General features: G+C 38.5%; 21 protein-coding genes and 1 tRNA gene. 14 read left to right on the plus strand and 8 right to left on the minus strand.

Translation table 11 applies throughout. The features are described from left to right. On the plus strand, nt 1–943 hold a 943-nt coding region (locus B2X72_RS22045; RefSeq protein WP_286851506.1), incomplete at its 5' end, for a phosphotransferase enzyme family protein. An 80-nt stretch (nt 944–1,023) separates the two neighbouring features. Then, complete coding sequence (locus tag B2X72_RS22050) at nt 1,024–1,668, plus strand: carbohydrate-binding family 9-like protein (protein ID WP_145328726.1); 645 nt, start codon at nt 1,024–1,026, stop codon at nt 1,666–1,668. Nucleotides 1,669–1,691: 23 nt separating this feature from the next. On the opposite strand, the gene B2X72_RS22055 is transcribed toward B2X72_RS22050, so the two are convergent. Then, entirely contained in the window at nt 1,692–2,030 is a 339-nt protein-coding gene (locus B2X72_RS22055) for a DUF2853 family protein (RefSeq protein ID WP_088162808.1), read from the minus strand. Between the two features lie 226 nt (nt 2,031–2,256). Here B2X72_RS22055 and B2X72_RS22060 point away from each other — a divergent pair, with 226 nt between their 5' ends. From B2X72_RS22060 to B2X72_RS22095, 8 genes are all read left to right on the plus strand, one after another. Beyond that, nucleotides 2,257–2,505: a type B 50S ribosomal protein L31 gene (locus B2X72_RS22060; RefSeq protein ID WP_046671774.1), complete on the plus strand. Its 249-nt coding sequence runs from the start codon at nt 2,257–2,259 to the stop codon at nt 2,503–2,505. Between the two features lie 78 nt (nt 2,506–2,583). Further along, on the plus strand, nt 2,584–3,750 hold the full coding sequence (locus B2X72_RS22065; protein WP_286851507.1) for a putative sugar nucleotidyl transferase: 1,167 nt from the start codon (nt 2,584–2,586) through the stop codon (nt 3,748–3,750). Nucleotides 3,751–3,761: 11 nt separating this feature from the next. Beyond that, complete coding sequence (gene tpiA / locus B2X72_RS22070; RefSeq protein WP_088162806.1) at nt 3,762–4,529, plus strand: triose-phosphate isomerase; 768 nt, start codon at nt 3,762–3,764, stop codon at nt 4,527–4,529. Nucleotides 4,530–4,538: 9 nt separating this feature from the next. Then, nucleotides 4,539–5,378, plus strand: coding sequence for a 50S ribosomal protein L11 methyltransferase (gene prmA / locus B2X72_RS22075; RefSeq protein ID WP_088162805.1), 840 nt, complete (start codon nt 4,539–4,541; stop codon nt 5,376–5,378). A gap of 7 nt (nt 5,379–5,385) precedes the next feature. After that, nucleotides 5,386–6,756, plus strand: a complete 1,371-nt coding sequence (locus tag B2X72_RS22080; RefSeq protein WP_088162804.1) for a Mur ligase domain-containing protein — start codon at nt 5,386–5,388, stop codon at nt 6,754–6,756. A gap of 66 nt (nt 6,757–6,822) precedes the next feature. After that, on the plus strand, nt 6,823–7,152 hold the full coding sequence (locus B2X72_RS22085; RefSeq protein ID WP_046671770.1) for a helix-turn-helix domain-containing protein: 330 nt from the start codon (nt 6,823–6,825) through the stop codon (nt 7,150–7,152). Nucleotides 7,153–7,289: 137 nt separating this feature from the next. Further along, nucleotides 7,290–9,062 (plus strand): peptide MFS transporter, encoded by a 1,773-nt coding sequence (locus tag B2X72_RS22090; RefSeq protein WP_088162803.1) that lies wholly within the window; start codon nt 7,290–7,292, stop codon nt 9,060–9,062. A 54-nt stretch (nt 9,063–9,116) separates the two neighbouring features. Further along, on the plus strand, nt 9,117–10,646 hold the full coding sequence (locus B2X72_RS22095; protein ID WP_145328722.1) for a peptide MFS transporter: 1,530 nt from the start codon (nt 9,117–9,119) through the stop codon (nt 10,644–10,646). Between the two features lie 78 nt (nt 10,647–10,724). On the opposite strand, the gene B2X72_RS22100 is transcribed toward B2X72_RS22095, so the two are convergent. Further along, nucleotides 10,725–11,717 (minus strand): acyl-ACP desaturase, encoded by a 993-nt coding sequence (locus tag B2X72_RS22100; RefSeq protein ID WP_075994021.1) that lies wholly within the window; start codon nt 11,715–11,717, stop codon nt 10,725–10,727. Nucleotides 11,718–11,907: 190 nt separating this feature from the next. Between B2X72_RS22100 and B2X72_RS22105 the strand changes: the two genes are divergently transcribed. Together B2X72_RS22105 and B2X72_RS22110 are read left to right on the plus strand one after the other, a co-directional pair. Then, nucleotides 11,908–13,131: a cysteine desulfurase gene (locus B2X72_RS22105; RefSeq protein ID WP_115046806.1), complete on the plus strand. Its 1,224-nt coding sequence runs from the start codon at nt 11,908–11,910 to the stop codon at nt 13,129–13,131. 12 nt (nt 13,132–13,143) lie between these two features. Beyond that, the gene (locus B2X72_RS22110) at nt 13,144–13,563 is read left to right on the plus strand and encodes a SufE family protein (protein WP_075994020.1); all 420 of its coding nucleotides are present in this window, start codon (nt 13,144–13,146) and stop codon (nt 13,561–13,563) included. Between the two features lie 75 nt (nt 13,564–13,638). Here the strand turns inward: B2X72_RS22110 and B2X72_RS22115 are convergent, their stop codons facing one another. The 4 genes from B2X72_RS22115 to B2X72_RS22130 form a co-directional block, all read right to left on the minus strand. Beyond that, the gene (locus B2X72_RS22115) at nt 13,639–14,463 is read right to left on the minus strand and encodes a VOC family protein (RefSeq protein ID WP_115046808.1); all 825 of its coding nucleotides are present in this window, start codon (nt 14,461–14,463) and stop codon (nt 13,639–13,641) included. A 23-nt stretch (nt 14,464–14,486) separates the two neighbouring features. Continuing rightward, nucleotides 14,487–15,416, minus strand: a complete 930-nt coding sequence (locus B2X72_RS22120) for a DUF1801 domain-containing protein (protein WP_145328720.1) — start codon at nt 15,414–15,416, stop codon at nt 14,487–14,489. 8 nt (nt 15,417–15,424) lie between these two features. Continuing rightward, entirely contained in the window at nt 15,425–15,853 is a 429-nt protein-coding gene (locus B2X72_RS22125) for a DUF1801 domain-containing protein (protein ID WP_088162799.1), read from the minus strand. A gap of 108 nt (nt 15,854–15,961) precedes the next feature. Further along, nucleotides 15,962–16,414: an SRPBCC domain-containing protein gene (locus B2X72_RS22130; protein ID WP_115046812.1), complete on the minus strand. Its 453-nt coding sequence runs from the start codon at nt 16,412–16,414 to the stop codon at nt 15,962–15,964. A gap of 381 nt (nt 16,415–16,795) precedes the next feature. Between B2X72_RS22130 and B2X72_RS22135 the strand changes: the two genes are divergently transcribed. Then, nucleotides 16,796–18,694: an alpha-L-fucosidase gene (locus tag B2X72_RS22135; RefSeq protein ID WP_088162798.1), complete on the plus strand. Its 1,899-nt coding sequence runs from the start codon at nt 16,796–16,798 to the stop codon at nt 18,692–18,694. A 417-nt stretch (nt 18,695–19,111) separates the two neighbouring features. On the opposite strand, the gene B2X72_RS22140 is transcribed toward B2X72_RS22135, so the two are convergent. Next, a tRNA-Lys gene (locus B2X72_RS22140) sits at nt 19,112–19,184 on the minus strand. A 266-nt stretch (nt 19,185–19,450) separates the two neighbouring features. Further along, on the minus strand, nt 19,451–20,404 hold the full coding sequence (locus B2X72_RS22145) for an acetyl-CoA carboxylase carboxyltransferase subunit alpha (RefSeq protein ID WP_046671762.1): 954 nt from the start codon (nt 20,402–20,404) through the stop codon (nt 19,451–19,453). Nucleotides 20,405–20,564: 160 nt separating this feature from the next. Here B2X72_RS22145 and B2X72_RS22150 point away from each other — a divergent pair, with 160 nt between their 5' ends. Further along, nucleotides 20,565–22,751, plus strand: coding sequence for a glucoamylase family protein (locus B2X72_RS22150; RefSeq protein WP_088162797.1), 2,187 nt, complete (start codon nt 20,565–20,567; stop codon nt 22,749–22,751). Nucleotides 22,752–22,792: the final 41 nt, after the last annotated feature.

Genomic DNA, 22,792 nt, shown 5'->3' on the forward strand with positions numbered 1-22,792 from the left:
CCACCATGTTTTTCCGAACGTGGATGGATTAATGCATAATATTGAGATTGTCACCAAGCATCTTAGTAAGAAAGTTAAAGTCGCTGAAGGAAAAAGAATCAGCGATCATGTATTGACAATTGTTCCTACAAAAGATGGGAAATTATATATAAAAGATAGTCAGGATAATTATTGGCGCATGTTTATCCTCATAGAGGATACTAAAAGCTATGATATTGTAGAGACTGAGGTACAGGCAGCTGAGGGTGGTCGCGCTTTTGGTTTGTTTCAAAAGCAGCTCTCGGATTTAGATGCTTCATCGATCGTTGAGGTACTTCCTAACTTTCATAATATAGAGTTTAGACTCGAAAATCTTCGAAAAGCAATCGCTAAAGATGTCTGTCAACGCGTAGCGTCGGTGAAAGACAAATTGGATTTTATCTTTAGTCGTGAAGATCGAATGAAAACCATTCTTGAACTTGGTAGTAAGGGTGAGCTTCCGCTGCGTATTACACATAATGATACAAAGTTTAATAATGTGCTCTTAGATCGCCACGATAAGATGCAATGTGTCATCGATTTAGATACTGTCATGCCGGGTTATGTGGCATATGATTTTGGGGATGCTATTCGGACGATTATTAACCCCGTTGCCGAGGATGAGAAGGATGTTTCGAAAATTCTGCTAAATCTTGCTTTATATAAGGCATATGCCGAAGGTTATTTGGAGGAAGCTAATGACTTCTTGACAACTTTGGAGAAAGAAACATTAGTAGATGGAGCCTTCTTATTGCCATATATGCAAGGAGTACGTTTCTTAACGGACTATTTGGAAGGAGATCATTACTACAAGACTAAATATGAGGACCATAATCTGGTGCGTACAAATACGCAACTGAAATTGGTTGAAGAGATGGAAAAGAATGAAGCATTTATGCGGAAGGTAGTTTTTGATTGCATTTAACAATTTTATACCTTTAATCATATTGAGAAGCTTCCATCGCGTAGATGAAGCTTCTTTTTTCTGTAAAAAAAAATATTCGAATGAAAAAACTAACCATTTTGCCTATCGCAGCGGAGCTGGCCAATACACTAGATTATCATACTTTGTCGAAGCTCTTGAGCAATCTTGAATCGCATTCTTTGGAGTTTAATAATTGGAGCGAATCTTTCCCGTATAAACCTGAGGTACAATTTAAGATTGGCTACACCCGGGAGTATCTAGTGTTGCAGTACGATGTCGTCGAAGAACAACTTCGGGGTAATTATTCCGATACAAATCAAAATGTATGGGAAGATAGTTGTGTGGAGTTCTTTATTTCATTTGATGGACGCAAACATTATTATAACCTTGAATTTAATCTAATTGGAACGGGCTTGATCGGTTATGGCCCTGCCGAAAAGGCGAGTCGAAATCGGTTGGATAGTACAACGATAGAACAGGTGCGTACTTACTCTTTAATTGAGCGTAATGGTTCAGATAAGAGATGGAGTATGATTGAGGTAATTCCATTTGCTGTATTTCAGTTTGACGATCTTGTAGAGCTGAAGGGTAAACTGATACATGGGAATTTTTATAAATGTGGTGATCATCTCAAACAACCACATTTTATATCTTGGAATAAAATAGAAAACCCAACTCCTAACTTCCATCTCCCCGAGTTTTTTGGAGAAATGGTCTTTGGTTAGGAGTTGAGTAAAAAAGTTGATGCTTATTGGTAAACAGATTCTTTTTTGAATTTCTTTGCCAATAAAGCATATACTAATACACGGTATTTATTTTTATTGGATTTGCCAATAGCGGTAATCACTTCCTCTAGTGCCTTGTCTAAATCGGGCCCATCTTTTAGGCCTAATTTTTTGATCAAAAAATTTTGTTTGACACGGTTCAGTTCTTCGGGATCTGATGCAGCGACGGTTTCGGAGTCTGCATTGTAAATGGAAGGTCCTATTCCTTTTGTTACTTTTGCAATAAATGCTTCATCTAATGATAAGCCTAGCTTTTTTGATTCTGCAACATATGCAGCAATTTTTTCATCTAATTTGCTCATAATTATGTAAGTGATTTAATTGTAGTTAGTTAAGTTAGGTAAAAAAGTCGATAAACAAAATTATTCTTTGGGTTAGGATAAAGATTGTTACATTTGTACCCTTGATAAGTGCTGTTAACTAAAATGTGGAAAATTTCAACTAATTATTCTTCGTAATTGTTGTAAGTTACATTTTTATAAGTTATCTTTGCACCTCAATAATTGAATATACGTAATCATAATAATAATGAAAAAAGATTTGCATCCTTCAAATTACAGATTAGTTGTATTTAAAGATATGTCAAATGACTATGCTTTTATTACAAAATCTTGTGTTGATACTAAAGAAACTATCACATGGGAAGATGGTAATGAGTATCCAGTTGTAAAACTAGAGATCTCTCATACATCACACCCTTTCTATACAGGTAAAATGAAATTGGTTGATACTGCTGGTCGTATCGACAAATTCCGTAACCGTTACAACAAAAAATAATTGTAGCAGATCTGTATATTACAATATTAAGAACTCGATAAATATAATTTGTCGAGTTTTTTTTGTTATTTTTAATTTGTGAAAATCTTCTTTACAGATTGCTTTGATTCGATCCAATTGTTGGATAAGCTTAGCTCCCCATTAACTACTTTTGATAGAAAGAGTCTTTATCCATTTACTTTCGTGAAATCTTGCTTGGACCTTCGGGTTGGTATACTGACTTTACGGGAGAAATGGCTAAAATTAGCTTTAGCATTTGATGTACACTATATTGCCGCTCATTCGAACGAGGAGGGGATTATTTGGTTGTCTGAGAACGTTATCCCGTCAGTAGTATTATTGCAGGCTATACAGCGCTTGGGTGTAGGAGAGGTTCTTGTACAGCGCGGATACGTTATCGCTTGTTGTTATGCGCGTATGGGCTCTTATCGTGTACAAGAGATTGATACGTCAGTGGATCTACTAAAGGGGGTAGAAGATCTGTTTTTGCTTACAGGAGCTGAAATAACACGTGATTTCAATCTTCTGGTACAAGATGTTCAGTCGTCCAGTATATCTGTGACGAATCAATTGTTAGGAAATGACCTTTATGTAGGCGCTCGTGTTAGCGTGGAATGTGCTACGATCAATACTCTACAAGGCCCCATATATATCGATGAAGATGTTACAATTATGGAGGGAGCGCATTTGCGTGGTCCATTATACCTTGGTAAGGGTGCCGTTGTGAAAATGGGCGCCACGATTTATGGCAATGTTTCGATAGGCAAGCAGAGTGTCATTGGGGGAGAGATCGGAAATTCGGTCATTGGTGATTTTTCGGCCAAGGGGCATCATGGTTATCTAGGGTGTTCAGTGATAGGGGATTGGTGTAACTTAGGGGCTGGTACCTCTAACTCCAATTTGAAGAATAACTTAAAGACCGTTTCAATTTACGATTATGCATTGGATGGTGTTCGGGATACAGGTCTGTTAAAATGCGGGGCCTTTATTGGAGACTATACACGCCTTGGTATCAATTCGGCTTTAAATACAGGGACGGTAATTGGAATTGCAAGCATGCTAGCAGATACAAGTTTTTATGCTAAATTTGTACCGTCATTTGCTTGGGTGTTCGACGGAGGTGTGCAAACTTATGAATTTGATAAGTTTATGGCATATTTGGAGACGCTGTATGCGTCAAAAGGGGAAGAGCTCACGGAGCAGATTAAAGATAAATTGAATCAACTTAACAAAAAATATAATTAAATCGTAAAATCATGCGTAAAAAAATCGTAGCTGGTAATTGGAAAATGAATTTAGACTATCAATCAGGATTGAGCTTGTTTTCTGAAATTATCAATATGGCCAAAGATGAAGTGATTGGAAACCAAGAATTGGTTGTTTGTAGCCCATTTATTCATTTGTCAAGCCTTGGGCAATTGTCGAAAAATGTTGCAAATGTAAATATCGGTGCACAGAATATTCACCAAGCTGAGTCCGGAGCCTATACAGGTGAGATTTCGGCTTCACAAGTGAAATCAGTAGGTGCTTCACATGTTATTTTGGGGCACTCTGAAAGACGTGCTTATTTTGGTGAGACTGATGCATTGTTGGCATCTAAAGTGGATATTGCATTAAAACATGATTTAACACCAATATTCTGTATTGGAGAAACAAGAGAAGAACGCGAATCTGGGGCTTTCTTTGATGTGATCAAAACACAATTGACAGATGGATTGTTCCACTTGTCTAAAGAAGCTTTTGCATCTGTAGTATTGGCATATGAACCAGTTTGGGCAATTGGTACTGGCTTGACAGCTAGCCCAGAGCAAGCACAGGAGGTTCATAAATTTATCCGCGAGGTGCTAGCTGATCAATATGGTCACGAGATTGCTGATAATACAAGTATTCTATATGGAGGGTCTTGTAATCCAGGTAATGCAAAAGATTTGTTTGCTCAAGCCGACATTGATGGTGGTTTGATAGGAGGGGCTTCTTTAAAATCGAGAGATTTTATTGATATCGCTAAAGTATTTAACGGCTAATTTTTAGAAATGAAATACGTAGAGGTTATCTTTCAAATGCGATCAGGTGAAGAATGGCAGAAGGATTTGTTGATATCTGATTTGGCTGATATTGGCTTTGATACTTTTGAGGATACCGAATCTGGATTTGCAGCTTATATTTCAGCTGCAAATCTTGACTTGCAAGCATTAGAAACTTTGATGCTTCAACCTTATGAAGGCCTAGAGGTCGATTATAAGATACAGGAAATAGAAAACCAGAATTGGAATAAATTGTGGGAAAGTAATTTCAACCCAATTGAGGTGGGGGGGCAATGCTATGTGCGTGCAACTTTTCATGAGGCAAAACCTGAGTTTCCCTATGAAATCATTATAGATCCGAAGATGTCTTTTGGCACTGGCCATCATCAAACAACTTCGATGATGCTTCAGTATATCTTGGAGAATGATTTTAATGGCAAGCAGGTTTTAGACATGGGCTGCGGTACAGGGATTCTAGCCATTTTGGCATCAAAAAAACGTGCGAATACTGTGTTGGCTGTGGATTATGATGAAATATGTGTCGAAAGTGTGATCGAAAATAGAGTGCTCAATCATGTTGAGCATATTGAGACGCTCTGTGGATCTTATGAAGTGTTAACAGGTCGGGGCTTTGATGTGATTTTGGCAAATATTAATCGTAACATTCTTTTAGAACAATTACCTCAGTATGCATCGAGCATTCGTACAGGGGGTGAGCTGTACCTAAGTGGTTTCTATGAGCAGGAAGATTTAGCAATCTTAAGCGATGCGGCGACGTCATTAGGTTTTGAGTTTATCTCCAATAAAGTTTTAAATAATTGGTGTGCAGCCAAGTTTGTGAAGCGATAATTTAGCTATGCGGATTCATTTTATAGCAATAGGTGGTAGTGTGATGCATAACCTTGCTATTTCATTGGCAAAACAAGGGCATCAAGTGACAGGTTCTGACGATCAGATCGTAGAACCTTCCCGTTCTCATTTGATTGAAGCAGGCTTGCTTCCTAATCAATTGGGCTGGTTTGAGGAAAAAGTTACGGAGGATATTGATGCTGTGATCTTGGGTGCTCATGCCCAGGTAGATAATCCTGAATTAAGGCGGGCGCAGGAATTAGGTCTTAAAATTTATTCTTTTCCAGAATTTATACAAGAGCTTTCGCAGGATAAAATCCGGGTGGTTATTGCTGGAAGTTACGGTAAGACGACCATAACGAGCATGGTGATGCATGTTATGCGATTTCTAGGAAAAGAATTTGACTATTTGGTAGGGGCTCAATTAAGAGGCTTTGATAAGTTGGTCGATATTACTAAGCATAATAAGATTATTATTATCGAAGGAGATGAATATGTTTCATCCAAGATTGATCCGAAGTCTAAGTTTTTGTATTATAAACCGAATATAGCCTTAATTTCGGGTATTGTATGGAATGAGTTTAACTCGAAAATATCACAAGAGGAATATATTAAACAATTTGAAGATTTTATTGACTCAATTCCGCCAAAAGGTACCTTAATTTATAATAAGGAAGATGTTGTGTTACAGAAGGTTCTCCAAGATACGAAAGATTGTAAGATCAATAGACATGGCTATAAGATTCCTGATTATACAATTAATAAGGGGGTAACCTATATCAATACACCGGATGGAGATGTTCCTTTGCAAGTGTTTGGTAAGCACAACCTATCTAATATTGCTGGAGCCTATACGATCTGCGAATGGTTGGGGATCAAAAAGAAAGAGTTCTTTGAGGCTATAAAAAGTTTTAATACTTCGATTCGTTATTTGGAGTTTGTTGCAAGCTCGGAAGGATCGGTAGTTTATCAGGATTATGCTTGTAATGCGGATAAAGTGAAGTCAAGTATTCACGCCGTGAAAGAGCAATTTCCTAATCAGAAATTGGTCACAATTATCGAATTAAACTCGTATGATAGTTTAGATTCTTCCTTTTTGTTACAATATGCAAACTCGATGAAAGAGTCGGATGTATCTGTGGTCTACGTGAATATAAATTCTTGTAAAGAACTTAATAAAGATATCGAAAGTGTCCCAAATAATATTAAGGATAATTTTAATAATCCTGATTTAGAGGTTGTTGTAAGTTTAGACGGACTCTATTCATTTTTAGATGGTGTCAAATCAAAGGGCTACAATTTACTTCTTATGAGTTTAAATAATTATAATGGGGTTAATTTGTCCGTGCTGGCTGATCGGTTTTTTAGAGATTTTTAGAGAAAAAATTATAATTTAATGTAAATTAAATTGTAATTTATTATTTTTGTTTAAAATATCTACCAGATGAATGCATTAGGAAAAAAAATCAGATTACTTAGACACCAAAAGGGGTGGAGTCAAGAGGATGTTGCAAAACGATTGGATATCTCAATCCCAGCATTTTCTAAAATTGAAACAGGGATTACAGATGTGAATTTGTCTCGCCTGAATCAAATCTCAAAATTATTCAATTTGACAGTTGTTCAACTTTTATCTACTTCTGATTCTGAAGAAGACAAAGAGTATGTAAATGAGGTGAATGCTTTGACGCAAAAATTACAACAACGCGATAGCGAAGTAATTGAATTGCAGAAAAAGGTTATTGATCTTTATGAGCAATTGCACAAAAGATAAGGCATATTAAAATTGTTACCGAAAAGGCAATCCAAAGGGTTGCCTTTTTTTGTTTATGCAACTTTATTTTGGTCAAAAGTGATTTTGTTTTTGTTTCTTTGTAAGTATTTTATCAAAAAAATAAAGGTTGATTATTTATGGGGAGATTAAACGGGGATATTACGACTAGCCCGTCGACTGATTTTTTTAAGTCAAATGTATTGGGACAGCGTTCAGGGCTCTTTGTCCTTTTCTTTACTGAAATGTGGGAACGTTTTTCGTTCTACGGGATGCGTGTACTCTTAATGCAGTTTTTAACTGCTGCAGTTATTCAAGGTAGTCCTTTCTCGGGATGGTCCTGGACTGCACAACAAGCTGGAGCACTTTATGGTACCTATGCCATGATGCTCTATTTAACTCCTATTATAGGAGGGATTATAGCGGATAAATATATTGGATCACGTAAAGCTGTGATCATCGGTTCGGCGATTATGACGCTTGGCCATGCTGCCATGGCCTTTGATACTTCGATTATGTTTTTCCTTGGTTTAGTGTGTCTAGTTATCGGAACGGGTTTCTTCAAGCCTAACATGCCATCTATCTTAGGTGAGATGTATAAAGATCTGCCAGAAAAAAAGGACGGCGCTTATACCATATTTTATATGGGGGTCAATGCCGGCGCTTTCTTTGGTATGATGCTATGTGGATATATTGCCGAAACTTATGGCTGGCATTGGGGATTCGGTTTGGCTGGTATCTTTATGCTTTTGGGAACACTGCAGTTTGTTTTTGCAAAACCACTCATGGGAAATCTTGGTGTTTTAAATAAGTCCACCTCTGGGGAGCATAAAGTTATCGCTGAGGATACGGATACAAGGAATCCATTTACCATACGGGATTATGTATTGATCGCGATAGTTTCTATTATTGGTTTTGTATACGCTTTTAATGACCCTTTATCGAAGAATGGTATTGTTGATGTATTTTCTCGTTTGGATACGCCATTTCTAAGAGGGCAGTATATAATGGTCATTGTGGCGTTGATTCTTTTCATATATCTTATTGTTACACGGATTATGCGTTATGATAAGGTTGTAAGGGATCGGATGTTCGCAGTTGTGCTGTTGGCTTTTTTCTTGGTCTTCTTTTTTATGAGCTTTGAGCAGGGGGCAACTTCATTAGTTCTTGTGGCTAGAGATAATATTGACAGATCACTTACTGGTGCTGCATTAACAACCTTTAATGTGGTAAATGGTTTATTGACGATTGTACCGCTTTCGATTATTTCTTGGGTTCTGATTAAATTGGCAAAAGTAACCTGGAACAAAATTGCCATTTCAAATATCGTATTATTTATCTGTTTTGGGTTGATTTGGGGAGCAGTAATCTGGATGTTGTACAATGAGTTCAATAAAGAAGCATCAGAAATCAAAGTTTCTTGGTTCTCTATCTTAAACTCATTTTTTATTATTGCACTTGCCTCTTCGGTATCCAAAATTTGGGAGTCGAAGTATAATCCATCAGCAGCCTTTAAATATGGCTTTGGTCTGATTTTGGTTGCGATAGGATTTTTCATTATTGGATTAGGATCAATAGGAATAAGCCAGGGTGCTAAAATCTCGATGGTATTTTTGGTGCTGACCTATTTGTTCCATACATTGGGTGAATTATTTATTTCACCTGTAGGCCTCTCTTATGTATCGAAATTGGTGCCGGCTCGCATGCTCGCATTTATGTTTGGAATCTGGTATTTGGCGATTGCTATTGCACAGAAGGTTGCAGCGGTATTGGGGGGACAAGTGGAGACCATTCAAGAGGAACACTCCTTGAGTTACTTCTTCTTCTTATTTACAGCAATTCCTGCCTTAGCAGGCCTGTTAGTAATGCTGTTTAATCCATTGATTAAACGATTGATGCACGGAATTAAATAACAAATATATAAGCTTCTTTTACGAAAGAAGCTTTTTTGATTAATATAAATTAGTATGGAGGTTAGTACAAGGGAATCGCTAGAAGAGATTCAAAATTTTGACGGAAAGTACCCAAAGCAAATCTGGAGTTTGTTTTTTTCCGAGATGTGGGAAAGATTCTGTTTCTATGGTATGCGCGGTATGTTGGTGTTCTTTATGATCACACAATTAAACTTTGCTGAAAAGGATGCCAATTTACAATATGGAGCGACACAGGCATTTGTTTATGCGTTTACATTCATAGGTGGGCTGTTTGCAGACAAAATTCTTGGTTTTAGAAAATCTTTATTTTGGGGTGGCTTATTGATGATCGTAGGGAGCTTATTTCTTGCTGCAGATCCGCATAAGTATTTCTTTTTTGGTTTATCATTTATCATAATAGGTACCGGTTTTTTTAAACCCAACATATCGACGATGGTAGGCGAGCTGTATAAAAAAGGTGATGTTCGTCGTGATGGTGGTTTTTCGTTGTTTTATGCGGGAATAAATTTAGGTGCATTCTTAGGCGGATATATCTGTGTTGCGATCGGTAAAGGATATATGCTGACGTCAATTATTTCTGAGGGACATCGTTGGAATGTTGCTTTTGGCTTGGCGGCGGTAGGAATGTTGGTTAGTTTAGTGAATTTTCACTTTACCAAAAGGCATTTAGGACCAATAGGACTTCAACCAGGGGATCCTGAGGCCATAGTAAAGACGAAGGCATTACCAAAATGGGTAGAATATGCTGTATATATTGCCACGTTGATTTTTATCCCTATTATTCAGATCATGGTGTCAAAAACGCAGTATACAGACTATTTTATGTACACAATTGGCCCATTGACGCTGTTGTATCTTTTCTATGAAATGTCTAAAGTGACTGCTGAAGAGCGGAAGAAATTAATTGCTGCCCTGGTGTTTATTCTTTTCTCGATTATCTTTTGGGGAATATATGAGCAAAGTGGCGGTTCCTTAAGCATCTTTGCTGCTAAGCATTTGAATGATTCTTTATTGGGCGTTATGACGCTCGATCCAAATGGTGTTAACAATTCAGGTGGAGCGTTATTTATTATTGCATTAGCACCTCTTTTTGGCCTTTTTTGGATTTGGCTGGGCAAGCGTAAACTTGAGCCAAATACCATTATTAAGTTTGGTCTTGGTTTTGTTTTCTTGGGATTAGGTTATTATGTTCTATTTGCTACGCGTTTATTCGCTCACGATGGTATGACCTCATTGGATGTCTTTACCCTTGCGCTGCTTGTTATTACCGTTGGGGAGCTTTGTCTATCACCAATTGGTCTTTCCATTATGACGAAATTGTCTCCGGCGAGATTGCAAGGTATCATGATGGGAATGTGGTTCTTGGCGAGTGCTTACGGTCAGTATGTAGCAGGTTTGATCGGTGCTAGTATGGCCGAAGCTAAGGAAGAAAGTTCATTGGCGGATAAACTGGTGACTTATACAGAGAGTTATAAACAATTAGGCTTATATTCTTTGATTGCTGGTGTGGTGCTTATAGCCTTGTCGCCTGTTGTGCGTAAATTGATGGGTAACGTGAAATAAGCGGTAATAATTTTGACACAGTAAAGTTATTCTTTCAATATAAAAAAAGCTTGATTTAATAATCAAGCTTTTTTTATATCAATAAATCCATTTGAATTTATAATCTTTTTCTGGAACCTTCATCCGATCAGCCAGTCTAGCCAAACGATCGGGTAGTTTTAGTAGATAATCTCTCGCTTTCTCACCTTTATCATTCAGGCCAGTAACTTGATCTATTTTCCACTCACTATTCAGCTCTTTCAAGATATCCACGTAGTCCAAAGCAGTATATACTCCCAATCGTTGGGCCGCGTCCGAGAAATGTGCAAATGCTTCTCCTTGGGGCTCGCCTGCTTCTCTTAAGAACTGGGCTGGCATAACGATTTTTTTACGCATCATATCCTCAAATGCAATCATGACTTCACTCGGGTCTACTGTGATTGCTTTTGAAATAAAAGACATATAGGCTTTGGCATGGCGTGCTTCATCAGATGCGATGACACCACACATTTTTGCCAAAAGTTTATCTCCGCTTTTTTTAGAAAGCCCAGATACACGACGGTGGGAAACGTTGGTTGCCAATTCCTGAAATGAAGTATAAATAAAATTCCGGTAAGGGTCTGCACCAGTACCGATATCAAAACCGTCTTGAATAAGATATTGTGTAGACATTTCAAATTGGCGCATGTCTATTCTGCCTGACAAATAAAGGTATTTGTTCAACAGGTCACCGTGGCGGTTTTCTTCAGCTGTCCAAGCGCGTACCCATTTCATCCATCCACCCTGTTCGTTTTTGTCAACATCTTCTACCATGGTCAACCATGATTCGTACGTTGGAAGGGCCTCTTCGGTGATGGTGTCACCAACTAATACTGCGACTAAATCATAAGAGAGTTCTTTTGCACTTTCCTGCAACTCTTTTACTTCCTCAAAAAAAGTGTCCCTGGAAGAATCTGGAAGAAAATCGGCAGGTTGCCACATGTCTTCAACAGGCTTCAGGTATTCGCTCATCTCATTGAGCATGAACGGTTCCAAATAGGCCATCACTTCTTTACGTGAGCCTTCTGGTAAATTTAGAGGTAATTCTTGCATATCATTACAAAGGTAACTAAATAGCATCAATAAATTATAAAAGCGAACTATAATTGTTTAAAATGCCAAAAATTACTTTTTTGGCTGAGGATACCTTGGAAAACCGACATTGATAATGACATAAAAAACAGATTGGTCAGCCTGTATTCGATAAAATACTATTAACTTTGTATAAATTATTTAGACGACGTTGGAAAAATTTAATATAGATAAAATACGTGCCGATTTTCCGATTCTGAAGAGAGAGGTCAATGGTAAACCATTGGTTTATTTGGATAACGGCGCGACAACACAGAAGCCGAGTTCTGTTATCAATTCGATTGTACATTATTATACAGATATGAATAGTAATGTGCATCGGGGCGTACATTATCTTAGTCAGATATCGACGGACGCTTTTGAGGTGACTCGGAAAAAAGTTCAGGCTTTCATCAATGCTGCTGAAGATAAGGAAATCATTATCACCAAAGGAACAACAGATGGAATAAATCTGATTGCAACTTGTTATGGCAGAGCTTTTATCCACGAAGGTGATGAGATTATTATCTCAGCGATGGAACACCATTCTAATATTGTGCCTTGGCAGATGCTTTGTGATGAAAAGGGCTGTAAAATTCGGGTTATTCCGATGAATGATAAAGGTGAGCTCGATATGGATGCCTATAGCAATTTGTTTAATGAGAAAACCAAATTAGTTGCTGTAACCTATGTTTCAAACTCCCTCGGGACAATCAATCCTGTGAGCGAGATGATTTCAATTGCTCACCGACATGGTGCAGTTGTATTAGTTGATGCTGCACAAGCGGTTCAACATATACAGATTGATGTTCAAAAGCTTGATGTAGATTTTCTGGTATTCTCCGGGCATAAAATGTACGGCCCTACTGGAGTTGGGGTGTTATACGGTAAAGAGGACTTATTGAACGCGATGCCGCCTTATCAAGGTGGTGGAGATATGATTAAAGAGGTTACTTTTGAAAAAACGACCTATAACGAACTGCCCTTTAAATTTGAGGCGGGTACGCCCAATATTGAGGCCGGTATCTGTCTGAACGAGGCTATCGATTATATCAATTCAATAGGTCTGGAAAATATCGAGGCCTACGAGCACGATTTGTTGCAGTACGCTACGGAGAAGTTGGCTGAAATTCCAGGTATGCGGTTTTTTGGAACGGCCGAGAAGAAATGTTCCGTTATTTCATTTGTAATCGACGGCACGCATCCTTATGACGTTGGTGTGATCTTGGATAAATTAGGAATCGCTGTGCGTACAGGCCACCATTGTGCCCAACCTGTCATGGATAGGTTTGGCATCCCGGGAACTATTCGTGCTTCTTTAGCCGTATATAATACAAAAGAGGAAATAGATATTTTGGTCGCTGGTATCCAACGCGCGGTCAATATGTTGGTTTAATAAAAAATAGGTATGACCATTAATGAAATACAGGATGAATTAATTGAGGATTTTGCTTTCTTTACGGATTGGATGGAAAAATATGAGTACATCATCCAGCTGGGAAAAGAAGTGCCTCTAATTGATGAACAATACAAAACAGATGAATATATCATCAAAGGATGTCAGTCCAAAGTATGGCTTTTCCCGGAAATAAAAGATGGAAAAGTGTATTTTACGGCAGATAGCGATGCGATTATCACAAAAGGCTTGGTGAGCTTAATGGTCAAAGTGCTATCTGGACATAGCGCCAAGGAGATCGTTGATGCCGATTTATATTTTGTAGATAAAATAGGGTTAAAAGAACATTTGTCACCGACAAGGGCAAATGGCTTGCTATCCATGATTAAACAGATGAAATTGTACGCATTGGCCTTGCAAGTGAAAGCTTAAAAGGGGATTATTTATCCCCTTTTCTTAATACTATTTTACATAGCTCTTATCCTCAGCTTGAGGTTCCTCTTGAAATTATCCTATGAGCTCCTCGATAATGATTTTTTTCATTTTCATGAGCGCTTCATTCGCCTCCGGTCGCTGTAGTAATGTTGCAATTTGTTCGGGTACGATCTGCCAGCTTACGCCGAATTCGTCTTTACACCAGCCACACATGCTCTCTTTACCTTTTTTCGTGATATTATTCCAGAAATAATCAATTTCCTGCTGATCTTTACAGAGGATGGTGAGTGAAATACCTTCGTTAAACGTGAAAGTTTGAGGAACTCCGCTATCCATTGCCATGAGCGTAAAATCCCGGACTAAAAATTGGGTATGTTGGATTGATCCGATATATTCACCTGCTGTGTATTTCATGATCCCATTGCTTCGAAAATCATGAAATAATTCTGCATAAAATGCTAAAGCCTGTTCACAATTTCCCTGTTGCTCTCCGCAATACATTAAGGTTGGTACAATTGCCTGTTGGTTGGTGTCGCTTAGTTTACCGAGGTATAATTGCCAATTGACACCAAACTTGTCGGCCAGCCAGCCGTAGTAAGGGCTCCAAGGGTAGGAGTTTAGTGGCATTAAGGTATTGCCGCCCACAGAAAGTGAATTCCAGATACGATCAATTTCCTCTTTGCTTTCGCAAATGGCCATAAATGATATGGAGGGGTTGGGTTTGAATATGGGACCTCCATTTATTCCAATAAATTTTACACCGTTTAGGACAGCTTCAATAACGATGGGAGAGCTATTACTAATATGGCTTTCGGGGAAGATGCGACAGTAAAGATCAAAAGCTTCCTGCGCGTTTTGATCGAACCAAATGGATGGGATAATTGAATTATTCATCATTTTCTTTTTGTTTTAGCATTCACCTATTTGTATTTGTCGTTTAAGCCCTTTTTAGCGAGGACCAACGGCTTAATTTTTTCAAGACGGGATTGTTTCGTTTTTTCTTGCTTGGCCTCATCGATGTACTCGATGTATTCTTTCTGTTTTCCTGGTGTTAAAGCCCGGAAACTTTCCTCGAAGGTCGGATCTGCCTGTAGCGCTTCTAATAATAGACCAGTGGGGGGCTTCGTTGGAGATTTCGTTGGTTTGAGCTCTTTTCCCTCGTCAATGGTTTGGATGGATTCTTGGATATAGGCGGCTATTTTTTCGACATCCATATCCATAACGTTTTCAAAGCGCCATTGTCGTAATGCTTTCGTTTTTCCTTCGGAGGCACTGATGAGATGTTTATCCGGATCGGCTAAGAATACACCATTATAAAACCAAAGGGAAAAGAAATTTTTAAAGCCGCCCCAACCGATGACATTTTTTCCTTTATGAGTATAGATGTAACTCCCCCATTTGAATTCCTTTTTTAAGGAAGTTCGCAGGATGATTTGCTGCATGAGTTCTTCGGCCTCCTGCCAGTTCCCTCGGCTTTGGTACCAATTAGGGCCTTGTTTGTCTTTAAGCTTATCAATATTAAAATTGACAATATCGGTAATTATTGGTATTGGAATCGGTTGATCTAAAGGGATTTGTATCGCACCTTTTGTGGTTTTAAAATTTTTGAGTTCTGTAGCGAAGTGCGCAATAGCAGCTGGTCCTGGATAGAGGCCCAAATGGTTTTTGTTCATCGCAAAATGGATGATATTACCCTTGTATCTGAAGGTCGGCATTTGATAGGAGATCGTTTCATCTGCAGAAGGAGGGACTAGGCCAGCAATAAGCTGTCTCACCTTGATCAGATATTCTTTTTTTTCCTCTTCAAATTGATTGATATATTCGTCTATTGTTGCGATGCTCGTTGCCATAATTTGTGCTATTCTTTGATTCTCGTATACTTATTCTCAATAAACTGTATCGTTTCGGACATAAGCTGATGGAGTATCTCTATATTGATGTCGCTTAATTTCTTGATGTATATGCAAGCTTTGCCTATTTTGAATTTCCCTAGCTGATCGACCAAATGTCGGTGCTCATCGGCACCGGTAAATACATAAAGGGAGATTGCTGATTTTCGGGGACTAAATCCGATCAAAGGAGCATAGCCTTCATGCCCACTTGCATAGGTATAATGATAGTTTCCAAATCCGATGATAGTTGGTCCGTACATTTTAGCCGGCTCACCCGTTGTGGTTTCCATAAGTTGTATCAGTGTTGCACTATCGATTTGTTTTTGTGGGTCGTCAACTGTTTTTATAAAGTCTTGGACAGATGCTTCGGTATATGCCGTTTTATTTTTTGCCATGTATTAGTTGAAGTCTTTTGCCGGATATTCGGATAACTTTAATTGAATATCTTTAATTGAATATATTGTGTTTGAAGTAATTCGATGAGCAGCTATTTTTAGATAGCACTATTTTTGGAACATAAAATCGAAAGCTCCAGTTCTCAGATTGATATCGTATTCTAGATAGGCTTTCATACACGCTAAAAAGTTGGCCCAACCTTCTGTTTGTCGCATCATAATCAGAATTCCATCTGCATCGTTGTTCATTTCGTGTTCTGTAATCTTTATGACCGTCGCGCTTTCTCCGAATGTGGATAGTGTGATTTCTACCAGTTGATTGGGAAGTCCCCCGCTCCAGTCAAAAGAGATATAAGAATTGGGGCTGATGGTTTTTCCTGTCACGGGAAAACTGTCGGGAAATTCTGGAAATGTCCATTCTACCGTTTTATCTGTCTCTAGACGTCCAGTTGAAGATTTTATAAAATAGTGATTCATTCTATTAGGATCTACAATAGCCTCAAAAACTTCGTTGATTGGTCTCTGAATTTGGATGCTGGCTTTGGCGGTTAGTTTTTCCATATTAATTTAAAGTTTTAGACAAATATTCAATAAATACAGATAGCTTGTATCTGATTATGTTAAAAATATTTAAAAGATCTTTTGGTGACCATGGAGCAATCTATTGCTTAGATCACTGTTTATTTATTTTAAGATGTATATACGATATAAACATCCTATTAAAGAATAGGTTTTCTTTTTTGGGACTCGGATCAATATTTCCCCTAAAACGAACGAATTGTACACTTATAAAATGTAGTTTTAGATTATTTTTGATTATAGTTAAAATCGATCCTATATTCCTTCCATTAGGTCGCCAGGAACGATAATTCAATAAATTTAGAAAGGGTGTCTGTCTGAAATCTTTCAGGTTGGATTTGCCATCTTCATAAAACCAAAGTTATGTTTAAAATCAAGTGTTTTTTTCTTTTTATACTTTCTTCGGGAATATTGTTTTCGAGCGCACAGATTAAAAATGTAAATGAGGGCAATGAGGCTTCAAATATGTTTAATGATGCGACAGCACGTGATAAAAATGCGATTGTTGAAGCAGAAACTGGTTGGTGGAAACAAGCTGCATTAACTCGTGAACAACGCCTAGAAAAATGGAAGGTAGCCTCATTTGGGATGTTTGTTCATTGGGGTGTTTATTCTCAATATGGAAATATTTGGAAGGGGAGGCCGGGAGGGGGCTATGCGGAGCATCTGATGCGTGTGATGAAAATCCCACGTACTGAATACCTTGATTCTGCACGTAGATTTAATCCTTTAAAGTTTGATGCAGAGGAATGGGTATTGTTGGCAAAAAATGCAGGGATGAGATATTTTATCATCACGGCTAAGCATCATGATGGCTTTGCGATGTACCCTTCCGCATTTTCAAGTGATTATTCATTGTCAAGCACCGCATTTAAAAGGGACCCATTGGCGGAATTAGCAGTAGCCTGCCATAAACATGGGCTTTTGTTTGGATTCTATTACTCGCATGCTTTTGATTGGGAGCATCCGGATGCTCCGGGCAATGACTGGGATTACAGTAATCCAGGTGGGGATAAATTGTTGGGTGGTACAAATTGGTTTGACAAACATCCCGAATGGTTGACAAAGGCCAGGCATTATGTGGATCAAAAGGCGATTCCACAGATTGAGGAGCTTATTCAGCGCTATCATCCGGATTTGTTGTGGTTTGATACACCTCATAAGTTGCCGCTATCTGAAAACCTGAGAATTTTAAAAGCTATTCGAACAGCAGATCCGAATATCATAGTCAATGGTCGATTGGCCCGTACAGAGGAAAAGAATTATGGCGATTATCTGAATACGGCAGATCGACCTGAGGAGTATTATCCAGTTGCTTCTGGCGCTTATTGGGAGGCCATACCAACTACAAATGAATCTTATGGCTATTCGTCGACCGATAAGAGCCATAAACCGACCGCTCATTTTATCAAACTCTTAGCGAAGGCTAGGGCCATGGGTGGGAATATTCTAATGAATATTGGCCCAAAAGGTGACGGAAGCATCGACAGTGCTGACGTCGCAATTTTAAAGAGGTTAGGTCACTGGATGCGGGGGAGTAGTGAAAGTGTCATTGCTGTTGGACCATCTCGTTTACCTCGTCAGCCCTGGGGAGTCATTACACAGCGTAAAAATACCCTGTATTTACACGTTTTCGAACGTCCTCTACGGAATGATCTTATTGTCGGCGGACTGATTGCTAAGGTTAATTCTGTTTCGTTACTGTCGGGAGAAACGATCAGAAAATACAGATCCGAAAAAGATGGACTGCATATTCCTATAGATCAAATTACGTCTCAGGAGGATGACCTGGTTGTGGTGGTGCAATTGAAGGATACGATAACGAATCCAATAAATCCTGATTTAATGTATGTGGATCATAATATCAATAAAAACCGGCTACTGACCTTTTATGCAAAACAGATAGGTAGTCCGATGAAGTTTGGAGATGGTAAAAGGAATCGCTACTATGTGACGGGGTGGACTAGTTTAAATCAGGGTTTGAGATGGGAAACGAATGTGTTAAATGGCGGACGCTTCAAGGTGGCTATCCGGTATGTGAAAGATGTTGCAGGTACGGGAGGGAAGCTCGGCTTAAATTTAGGGGGGAAGAATACGGATTTTACAATAGATCCGTCGTCTGCTGTCAGTTTGCATGACAATCAACTTGAATTGGGTACGGTGCTATTACCAAAGGGCAAGCAAGTGATTGAATTACGTGCCCATACTATAGCGGGGGGCGAAATGGTGAAGTTTTTGGAAGTCATATTACTGCCCGAATAATTTGTATTGAGATCGGTGAGCATCTGTCGATCCTTTGTTTAAATCTATCTCGGTTTAATTTCCTCTAAGTCTCGCATACCAACTTATACCTAATAACAATTTTCAATCAATTTTTAGACAGTGATTGCTCAGTGATTATTCAGTCTATACTGAACTATCACTGAGCAATCACTGAACGAGCACTGAACAAGCACTGTAATAAAAGCGAATTTCGTCCCTACTTGATCCTAATTTGTGCAGCTAAAAATTAAAAAAGAAAAGGACTACGCTTAGATAACAAAACGATCGTTATTGTGGGGTAATAGAACATTTTGGGATGTAGATTAACATGTTCCGATCAAACCCTGTCTACACTTCTTTCGGGTTCAAATACCGATAAAGCAAAAAAAGCTAATCGTAAGATTAGCTTTTTTTTTGTGATCCCGCTGGGATTCGAACCCAGGACCCATACATTAAAAGTGTATTGCTCTACCAGCTGAGCTACGGAATCCTTTCTGTTTTTGAAAGTGATGCAAAGGTAGAAAAATAAGTTATTTGCGCAAAATGTTTTTGTCTTTTTTATTGATTAAAGTTGTAACTATTTAAAAATTACCGAATTATTTTTTATTAAAAAAGTCTTTTAGAAGCTTGTGGATAGGATTGATTTGTATGGAGGCTGTTTTTTGGAACGAGGAGGTGTATTTTTAATGCAGGATAACCATAAAAAAAGTCAGCTAACTGCTGACTTTTTTATTTTTTAGGGTTGTATTGCTAACATTATTCAGTTACCACACCCATTTTGCTAAACTTATCAATTCTTTCAGTAACTAATGTATCGCTATCTTTAGCCGTCAATTCAGCAAGATCTTTCAACAGCTGGCTTTTTAGATTAGCCGCTGCTGCCGCGGGATCTTGGTGAGCACCACCTAGCGGTTCAGGGATAATACCATCAATCAAGCCGTTGCCCAACATGTCTTCTGAAGTCAATTTTAATGCCTCAGCGGCTTTTTCTTTATGATCCCAGCTTCTCCATAGGATAGAAGAACAAGATTCAGGCGATATGACCGAATACCAGGTATGTTCCATCATGTAGACTCTGTTTCCAACGCCAATACCCAAAGCTCCACCTGAAGCTCCTTCACCAATAACAACGCAAATGATTGGAACTTTCAATACAGCCATCTCCATGAGGTTGCGTGCAATCGCTTCACCCTGTCCGCGTTCTTCAGCTTCAAGTCCTGGATAAGCACCCATCGTATCAATTAAAGTGATCACAGGTTTATTGAACTTTTCAGCCATTTTCATTAAACGTAGGGCCTTTCGGTAGCCTTCAGGATTGGCCATTCCAAAGTTGTGGTATTGACGCTCTTTGGTGTTTTTACCTTTTTGATGACCGATGATCATAACGGCATTACCATCAATAGAAGCCATACCACCGACAATCGCTTTATCATCCTTAACGGTTCTGTCACCATGCAACTCGATAAATTCGTCGCAGATAGCTTCTATATAATCATAAGTCTGAGGGCGATCCGGATGGCGTGACATTTGAACGTTCTGCCAGCCTGTTAAATTGCCGTATATTTCTTTTTCAGTAGAAGCAAGCTTTTCTTCAAGCTCACGAACGGTTGCGCTCATGTCAACTTGAGTTTTTTCGGCAACTTGAGTTACCTTTTCAATTTGCAATTGCAAGTCTGCAATTGGCTTTTCAAAATCAAACGTGGTTTTCATATATCTATTTTATGAAAATATTCAGAGGGCTAATTTAGCGCATTTTTTCTGAAATTAAAATTAGGGAGGATAATATCATTGGAATTCCTTTGTTACATTTGCGTTATAATCGTACTGGTGGCTTAGTTTTTGATTGTAGGCCTGTGAAAAATGTTGACTTATGCTGAAAAAATATTTTTACTTTCTTTTGTTACTGATCTTACCTACACTTGTTCGATCAGAAAGTTATCCTGAGGTTTTATTTGACAATAGTGTTATCAACGGGAGTTATGCTAAGAGTATCGCTCATTATACTGGTGAATCATGGATCCAAAATGTGAGCTATAGCCTACCGGTTTCCGATAGTTTGTTTTTTACGCCAGGCAATTCGCTTTCTTTGCGGTACGTTTCTTCTCCTAATGGTAAATGGGAGGCAAGTATTTTAAACGATAAACAGAAATTTCCCTATTTAATTGCTAAGGATGATCAGCTAACTTTTAAGCTTTTTATTCAAAGCAATACTGAAAAGGGACAATTGCCAAAAGTCACCTTACAGCAAAATGATACAAGGACAAATGCTGTGGATATCGCAAATTATATCGATGATTTTGCTTATGATACCTGGCTTAATGTTTCCATTCCAGTCGCCAAATGTGTAGGAATTTCATTAGGGAAGCCTGTTTCGGCTTTAATTCTTGAACAGAATGGAACTGCACTGCAGACAAATCAATTATTTATCGATCAAATAGAGTTTTTGCCCAAAAACTATCCAAAGGTAAGACTGTCATCAGCAGCTATCTTATCTAAGATCAGTTCCGTGGATAAACAAGTCGAGTTGGTCTGGCAATTGCCGCTAACACCAAGTATTCGCTACGTGAAAATCTATCGTTCGGAAGATAAACTCAATTTTCAGCCGATAGCAATTTTACCCATCTATGTACAGAAGTCGCTAGATAGGGTAAATGAATATAACAAATCTTATTATTATAAGATCGCTTGGGTAGACTATAATTATGTTGAATCTCCTTTTTCTGAGGTTAGGGAGGTACAGACAAAAAAAGGTACGGATACGGAGATGTTGAATTTTATCCGGAATGCTCATGTGAATTATTTTATAGACAACTATGATGTGAATAGTGGTATGTTTCTGCCTGATCGAGGCAATAGGCAGGCTATTGTATCTACAAATGAAACTGGCTATGCGATCTTGGGCCTACTTGTGGCAGGAGAGAATAACTTGATCTCGCGACAAGCTCTTTTAGTCAGGTTAACACGGATTGTAAAATTTTTGAGCAGTGCACAACAACATCAAGGGGTCTTTACAGCGCTTTACGATGGCCGGTCGGGGGTGCCTTATTATCGCGATTCAATTCCAACGTACGATTTGCGCGGAACCTCCCATATCATGGAATCGCTTTTAATCGCCCGGCAATATTTTTCTAAAGAAGATCCCGAGGAACAGACGTTGAGAAATAATATTACGAAGCTCTGGGAACGCATAAATTGGAACTATTTTACCGACGCACAGAATCCTGATGTACTCTGGAATAAGTGGTCGCCTGTAGACAGTACAGCTAGATCGAGGCCTTTGGGGGGATTTAACGAGAGTTTGGGTACCTATTTACTAGCGATGTCTTCACCTACCCACCCTTTAGCTATTTCAGCTTATATCAATGGATTTGCAACCAAACATCAAGGCAACGAATTGTATTTTGGGGATGACTCCAGTGATTTGGCTCCTGAACTCAAAATGAAATTAAATGATTCTTTGGCGCTTTCAATAAGTGCAAACCCTTTAATTGGCGATAGGGGAAATGCCGGAATTTCGATCTACTCCGACGACAAAGTTATTTTTGCCAAGAGTATTGCAGGCGGCAGTTTAAATGAATCATTGATGTCTGTCTATCGTCCCTTTTTGATTATGGATCCTAAAGGGAAAGTAGATGACTTTGTAGATTACAAAAAATATTTATCGAATTATATTCTTGCCTATAAACGGAGAGATAATGAAATGAGTATAGGGACACGATTTACCGATATTTGGGGAGTGGAAAATGTGGAAGATACCTATCAGGGGTATTTGGTGAATCCTGCAATAGCTATTGCAGCTTACCCATTTGAAAAGGAGATTGGTCTAAAAGCATTACGTAAATTTTACGAAGAATACGCTGATGTGTTATTTACACAATATGGTTTCAGAAGCTGGATTGATATTAAAAACAACGATGTTTCTGAAAGTTATCGTGCGAGGAATCAGGCAACGATTGCTGTGATGATCGAGAATGCAAATTCAGGCATGATTTGGAAATTGTATGAAAATATTCCTGAGGTAAAAAAGACTTTAGAAAAAGTATATACCAAGAAATAGATTTGTTACGTTAGATATGACGTAGAAGGGATGTCATATTG

The organism is Sphingobacterium sp. UBA7253 (assembly GCF_002472745.1).
GTDB lineage: Bacteria > Bacteroidota > Bacteroidia > Sphingobacteriales > Sphingobacteriaceae > Sphingobacterium > Sphingobacterium siyangense.